7 protein-coding genes are annotated in these 6323 nt (G+C 53.0%); 1 reads left to right on the top strand and 6 read right to left on the bottom strand.

Annotation, left to right across the window (positions count from 1 at the left end):
- The 5 genes from VMJ32_12130 to VMJ32_12110 all read right to left on the bottom strand — a co-directional run.
- Positions 1–1585: IS66 family transposase (locus tag VMJ32_12130; GenBank protein ID HTQ39767.1), on the bottom strand; the 1585-nt coding region annotated here is incomplete at its 3' end.
- Positions 1586–1629: 44 nt separating this feature from the next.
- Entirely contained in the window at positions 1630–1983 is a 354-nt protein-coding gene (gene tnpB / locus VMJ32_12125; protein HTQ39766.1) for an IS66 family insertion sequence element accessory protein TnpB, read from the bottom strand.
- Positions 1977–2339 carry a hypothetical protein gene (locus VMJ32_12120; protein HTQ39765.1) on the bottom strand — a complete coding sequence of 121 codons (363 nt, stop codon included), beginning with the start codon at positions 2337–2339 and terminating at the stop codon, positions 1977–1979. The genes tnpB and VMJ32_12120 overlap by 7 nt, the downstream gene beginning before the upstream one ends.
- A gap of 366 nt (positions 2340–2705) precedes the next feature.
- The gene (locus VMJ32_12115; protein HTQ39764.1) at positions 2706–3533 is read right to left on the bottom strand and encodes a class II glutamine amidotransferase; all 828 of its coding nucleotides are present in this window, start codon (positions 3531–3533) and stop codon (positions 2706–2708) included.
- Positions 3534–3620: 87 nt separating this feature from the next.
- The gene (locus VMJ32_12110) at positions 3621–4454 is read right to left on the bottom strand and encodes a transglutaminase family protein (GenBank protein HTQ39763.1); all 834 of its coding nucleotides are present in this window, start codon (positions 4452–4454) and stop codon (positions 3621–3623) included.
- A gap of 757 nt (positions 4455–5211) precedes the next feature.
- On the opposite strand from VMJ32_12110, the gene VMJ32_12105 reads away from it, so the two are divergent.
- On the top strand, positions 5212–5577 hold the full coding sequence (locus VMJ32_12105) for a BON domain-containing protein (protein ID HTQ39762.1): 366 nt from the start codon (positions 5212–5214) through the stop codon (positions 5575–5577).
- 37 nt (positions 5578–5614) lie between these two features.
- Here the strand turns inward: VMJ32_12105 and VMJ32_12100 are convergent, their stop codons facing one another.
- Entirely contained in the window at positions 5615–5950 is a 336-nt protein-coding gene (locus VMJ32_12100) for a cupin (protein ID HTQ39761.1), read from the bottom strand.
- Positions 5951–6323 lie beyond the last annotated feature (373 nt).

Here is a 6323-nt window from a genome sequence, read left to right as displayed (position 1 = left end):
AATCGTGTTGCGGGTGTGACCTCGATGGTGGAGATAGATGAGAAACGATTCGAGCACAGTTGTAAGGGGTCTCGCTCGGAGCCGGCGGACCACGCGGGGACAGAAATAGACGTCGAACATGATCGGCTCTCCTGATGGTTGAAGGAAACCAGGAAGCCGTCAGGATTATGCGGAGTTCACTCAATGCGGAAGTGGTTAAGGTGCCCAGCAAAACCCAGCAGGAACTCGACGCCATCCGCGACCATCTCCGCATAGCGCGGAACTCGGCATAATTGCGACCAATGGCACAGGGACGCAGTGTGCGTTCAGCCAGATTATTGTAGATGGCCAGGGTGCCATCCTCACAGTAGCGTCTGAGTCCTTCCCAGCGGGGCAGCACGTAGTGGATCGCCTGACCCACAGGACTTTTGGGCAATACGCGCCCGGCGAGTGCCGTCAGCCAGATGTGGAACTCGGCCAGCACAGGCACGGCTTGCTCTTGGCGCAGGTTTCTTCGCGATTCGACTGACAGCGATTTCGCTTCTCGTTCCAATTCGTATAACCGACCGATGAACGCCAACGCCGGATGCGCTTCGCGCGGTTGCACCGCCTTGGCTTCGAAGAACTTCCGCCGCGCATGCGCCCAGCAGAGCACTTGCTTCACGCTGCCCGCGGCATAAATCCCATCGTAGCCGGCAAACGCATCGGCCTGCAGATAACCTTGATAATCTTTCAGGAAGTTTGCCGGTCCGTCCCGTTTGCGACTGGCGGTGTAGTCGTATACCGAATAGGGATTCGGCGGGTCGCCGCAGTAGACCCAAAATCGACCGATGCGGGTTTTGGGCAGCGTGGGATCGAGCACGCTCACCGGCGTGTCGTCCGTGTGAATTACATGAGAACGACGCACTCGGTCTACTATTAACCGGTACAGCGGTTCCAGTAACTGGGCGGTGCAGCGTGCCCAGCGGCAGAGGGTACTGCGCGACAATTCCACGCCGCCGCGGGCAAATACATCTTCCAAGCGATACAGGGGCAGATGATCGCTAAATTTGCCCACCGCCACTTGGGCCAAGAGGCCCGGTCCGGGCAGCCCTCTGTCGATCGGCTTAGCTGGCGGCTCGGCGATGGCCACATGTTCCTGACAATGCCGGCAGGCATACTTCCAGCGCACATGTTCCAGAACTTTCAACTGCGCTGGAATAAATTCTAATTGCTCACTCGTCTCGCAACCAATCCGCTGGCGTAACTGTCCACAGCTAGGGCAAAACTTCTCGTGCTCCGCCAGATCGTGCTCGATCCGCTCCCGCGGCAAAGCGTCCGGTAATTTATTACGTCCGCCGCCGCGCCGGGTGTGAGGCTCAACGGAGGATTCCACCGCATCCCGTGCCGGCGGTATCGCTTCCACCGCAGCAGCTTCGAACAGCGTCAATTGATTTGGATCGAGCCGTTCACTGCGGGGACCAAAACGGGCACGGACCAGTTGCGCCACGTAGTGTTCCAGTTGCGTAAGCTTGTGCTGCAAATCGTCGATGGTGGAGAATTGCTGCGCGATTAGCGCATGACAAGCGGTAACATCGTTCGGTAAAGCAGCGGCGTCCGTGCTCATGCCGTATTAAAACCAACTCCAGTGAAAAAAGTTTCGCACTCGATTCAAGCTGGCTGTCGATAGCGCTTCCGGTGTCTCACGCTGAGCAGGTCGACACCGCTGAGGATCAGCGACAATTGCGTCGCAGAAAGCGCCACGCTACTCGACTCAGGTGGTACTGCTGGCAGTTGAAAGCGGCCGGCTTCGAGGCGTTTGTACCATTGGCACAACCCATCGCCATCCCAGTACAACAACTTCACCCGATCACGGCGGCGATTGATGAACATGTACAGGCCGCCGCTGGTGACTTCACGTCCGGCATGTTCCAAGGCTGCTTGCGCCAGTCGATCGAAGCCACGCCGCAGGTCCGTAGGTTGCGTGCAGAGATAAATCTCCACCGGCAGAGCGAGGCTTAGCATGATTCGCGCAGCGCTGTAAGCAAAGTAGAAAGCGTGGTCTGATCGATGCTGGCCGCCAGATGGAGAGTGATGCCGTTGGGGAGCAACACTTCGGCTGGATACATACTTCCGGTTCCGGATTCTGCCAGTTTCACCGGGACGAACGCCGCAGACAGAGACCGACGCCGTCGCTTCGAACGCACAGCAGGTAGCAGGGCATCGCGGCGGACAATCTCCCGTCGCCAATGTTGGTAAGTTGTCGCCACCAAGCCTTCTCGCTTGCAAAACTCAGGGACCGTCAATCCGCTCCGCATCCGCCGAGCCAGCGCCTTACGCCAGAACCTTTCCCGCTTCGGATCCCGCTCGTGACCCGCCATGGTTCATGCTCCCAAGGATTCCAATTTGGCGAAATCCTCAGCCTAGCACGATCGTCAAGATGTGGTTGCTGGCGCGCTTACGGCGCGCTTACCTAGGAAGAGCCATACAGGAATTGCCGACGATTCGTTTTGACGACCCGGAATTGAGCCCGCCCGGTACGATGAACACCGATTTCATCTTTATGCCCGAGGCTGTTTAACAGGTTAATCTTCATCCCTGACTTGATATTCGAACCTATTGGGCGAGCGAACGGAAGAACCTCAACTTCGCAATTCGCGTTCGCGGCTGCGCTTCGGATCGGTGAAGGGAGTAACGCCTTCGTTTAGGCGAGCAAAAAGGCCATGGTTTGTGTCAACCGCAGCTTTTTAGAGCAGGCTCGCGGCATGCACATCCAACTGTTCGTCTACGACAATCATCGAGCGATCAGAGACTTCACGCCAATTATTGCCGTCAGTCGCCTCCGAAGATATATGTACGGAACGAAAAGCGTTAATTGCATTCGGATGGCCGTCTTTTTCACTCATTTCACCGCCGGACAGGCGTTCAAGATACGACAGTGATTTCCCCCATCGCGTGGCAGCCATAATGCGACCATTTGTTGCGACGAAATTGAACTTCGATTCCTCGCCATGATGCGCTGGAAACCAGCTGTCGACGAGGTTGACGGTCTCTTGAAACGCGGTGATAACTGTTTCTACGCAGATCGTTTGATTTATGCTTCCAACTGCAGCCCGCAACCGACTTAGCCAAAAAAAGAAAACACATTCGCTGTCGGTCTCGCCGCGAATCATCGTTCTGAGATCATACGGGATGGCGTCGAACAGCGGCTTTCTGCGAGCCGCAAAATCTTGCAGTGTGCCATTGTGGACAAAGACCCAGCGCTCGTAGATAAACGGGTGCGTATTTACGAGGGCGGCGCTGCCCACGCTTGCCTGACGCACATGAGCTACGAGTGTTTTCGTAGTAACTGTTCTTGATACTTCACCAAACTGTGGATCGCTAAATGCCGGAAGGAGCGATTTGGTGATGTGCGGCACGCCATCATCTGCATACGACGCCAGACCCCAGCCATCGATATGTGACTCGCCGTGAGCATCGCGACGACTCTGGGTCGCCAAGGAATTGCCAGACCCGTTCAAGAGAGTTGAATCGCAGATTGGCACCGTAGATCGAAAGGCAAATAGGCGGCACATGGCAGCGTAGCATTAACAAAACTGGGAGATTCAGTCGGGTGATTTCTATGTCGGCGCCATCACGCGATCACTTCCTTCCAGTGCGTGTTAGGAGCTTAAGAGTGCATTAGCAGGGACTTCGTACGTCCATACTTTGAAGGACTGTAGCGTATTCATCCCAAAGGTGGTTGTGAGGGCGACATCGGCAGCATCACGACCGCGAGCCATGAGTACCCGGCCAATACGTGGCGTATTGTTACGGGCGTCAAATGTATACCACTGACCACCTAAAAAAACCTCGAACCAAGCACTGAAGTCCATCGGACAAGGCTGAGGCGGTATACCGATGTCACCAAGATAGCCAGTGCAGTAACGTGCTGGGATGTTCATGCAACGACAAAACGTAATTGCTAAATGCATATAATCGCGACAAACGCCGACTCGTTCGTAATAGATTTCGCGAGCAGTGCGATTGGCGCGGGCCTGCATATAGTCAAACCGCATATGCTGGTTGACGAAGTCGCAAATCGCCTGAACTCGCGGCCAGCCGAACTGCGTGTTACTAAAACGTTGCCAAGCAATTTCTTTTAGTTCGCTATCTACTTCGCAATAACGGCTGGCCAGCAGAAATGTTAACACTTCAAAAGGTAAATCCTGCACATTGTGCTGCAACGCGTTCCGTACTTGTAAGTCTGGAAGGCCACAATCATCCACAATAGCATCGTTTTGGAATACGACGGTGCCTGAAGGCACGAATGTGCTACCACAACGATTGCCAAATGAGTCGATGTATCCTGAGATTGCAGTCTGCGGCTGGACCCTTAGCGATTCTGCTTTACGTACGGTTGGCGCCCGTGACGGATGCAGAGAAAGAACCAGTAGCATCGCTGTCGGCGCTGGTGTATTGAACGCGAGCTCAAAGCCCACTCGAATTAGCATCATCGACTCCGCTCCGCCTAGGAACGTCAAGTCAGTATAGCTAAATCAACGCAAGCTTATCAGCCAGTCAGCAAGTCAATGAGTGGGGGTTGGGCACACATTCTGAAGCTGTCGCGACGTTCGTGCGCTACTTACTTCGATTTATCAGCTTCTTGGCCTGCTTTTCCTTAACCATAAGTTTGGGTTTATTCAACTTACCCTTACGATTTTGTTCTTTATTCGCCACAAACGGACCTTATTCTTGGTTAATGGTTTGCTAACCGCCTGATTAAATGCGTTGCGATAATCCTAGATGAATCCGACGTAGCTTTCTAGCGGATACCGTGACGCGAAAGAGCTTTTATAAAGGTTAAGCGGCCGTTCCCGATAGCCGACCAAGCGACCGTTGAAAATCGACGCGACCATTGGGCTTCAGCCGATGAGAATCAAGATGAGCGTCTACTGTATTTGACGTGGTTCGCTGGCATATGTTCCCCACATTCTCAATCGGTGGTTTGTTAGCGCACTCTATGAAATGTGCGACTTGCTTTTATAACAATTTTATCGAGGAATTGGCAACACGTAGGTGTAAATCATGACAAACAGGCGATCACCATAACTCTTTTTGGATTGTGTTTCTCTGTTCCCGTGTTAAAATGATATGTGGACTGGCGATCTTCTCTCACTGGCTGTGCTGTCGGCCAAATGATCGATTCCCTCTCCGATGCCCTGGCTCTTTCCACGGCATTGTTTCTCTCTTTTACCAATAGGGGATCGAACTATGTTTGGCAGAAACGAAGTGTCAGATACGGAATTGTCCAAGACGGTTAATTCGCGACTCTCGCGTACGGGAACAGGTTCGCGCATCACAGCGACCGTAAATCGCGGCGTGGTGACGCTGTTGGGCAATCTACAATATGCAGGTCAGCGCATTCCGATTAAAAACACCGCATCCAGAATTAGCGGCGTGCGGCAAGTGATTGACCAAATGCAAATTGCTCGGAAAAAGCCGCAAGCAGCGCCCTATCAGCATTCGAAACCGGGTGAACCCGTCAAGCAAACCGAGACAGCGCCATTGCCCGAGACGGTCGTGAACGATGGTTCACCCGCCGATCCGACGATTTCCCCAAACATCGTCGAGAGTTGACGCCGGGTTGATCAGGTTCATAGTTCAGTCAGTAGTTTCAAGAGCCGATTGTATCATCGCCTGCAGCGGTGCGTCCAATCATGGTTACCAGTAATGAAACATTCTCTTTCGCCTTGAGCGAAAACGGCTCACTTGTTGTCAGATACAGTAACTCACCCGAAGATAAATAATAATGATCTCCTTGAGCCGATACCGCGACTTTGCCTTGTAGGCAGTGCAGGATAGCTTCTCCTTGAGCCTCATATCTCGGAATTGTCTGGCCCGCTGGTATAAGTAGTTGGATGATCCGCATCGCGTCAGTCTTGACGACGGCAATGGTTTGGCTTTTTCCCGTGATGGTCTTCCACAATTCAAAAGGTTGTCCCGGTAACATAGATTTCTCCAACCCAAAGATTCGAAATGGAAACGGGACCACACGTTTGTTTGGCTTATAAGTCGGGATGCTTCTTATTTTGTAGCATCCTGCATTAAACACCAGTATCGAGCCCCAACACAGCCATCAATACACCTGGGACGTCATACGGACAAAAAGCGCATAGACAAATGTGATTATCTTTTACCGCTAGCAAGTCCATAAAATCTTTCAGCTATTTCCATCTTACGCATGGCCTGCTGTTGAAAAACTGATCCAGTTGTTATGAAGGTCTTTAGCCCGATGGGCAAGGAGACTTTCACAATGACGACGAAACGTAGGACGCGGCATAGTCCTGAGCAGATCGTGCGGAAGTTGCGCGATGCCGATGCGA

The sequence above is a fragment of the Pirellulales bacterium genome, assembly GCA_035499655.1.
Taxonomy (GTDB): Bacteria; Planctomycetota; Planctomycetia; order Pirellulales; family JADZDJ01; genus DATJYL01.
Note: the sequence above shows the minus strand (reverse complement) of the source record. Positions and strands in the feature narration are given on the sequence as shown.

Bases quoted from the DNA above. Each gene is read 5' to 3' on its own strand.
- tnpB (HTQ39766.1), bottom strand. From the start codon at position 1,983: ATGCTAAGCCTCGCTCTGCCGGTGGAGATTTATCTCTGCACGCAACCT.
- VMJ32_12120 (HTQ39765.1), bottom strand. From the start codon at position 2,339: ATGGCGGGTCACGAGCGGGATCCGAAGCGGGAAAGGTTCTGGCGTAAG.
- VMJ32_12115 (HTQ39764.1), bottom strand. From the start codon at position 3,533: ATGTGCCGCCTATTTGCCTTTCGATCTACGGTGCCAATCTGCGATTCA.
- VMJ32_12110 (HTQ39763.1), bottom strand. From the start codon at position 4,454: ATGATGCTAATTCGAGTGGGCTTTGAGCTCGCGTTCAATACACCAGCG.
- VMJ32_12105 (HTQ39762.1), top strand. From the start codon at position 5,212: ATGTTTGGCAGAAACGAAGTGTCAGATACGGAATTGTCCAAGACGGTT.
- VMJ32_12100 (HTQ39761.1), bottom strand. From the start codon at position 5,950: ATGTTACCGGGACAACCTTTTGAATTGTGGAAGACCATCACGGGAAAA.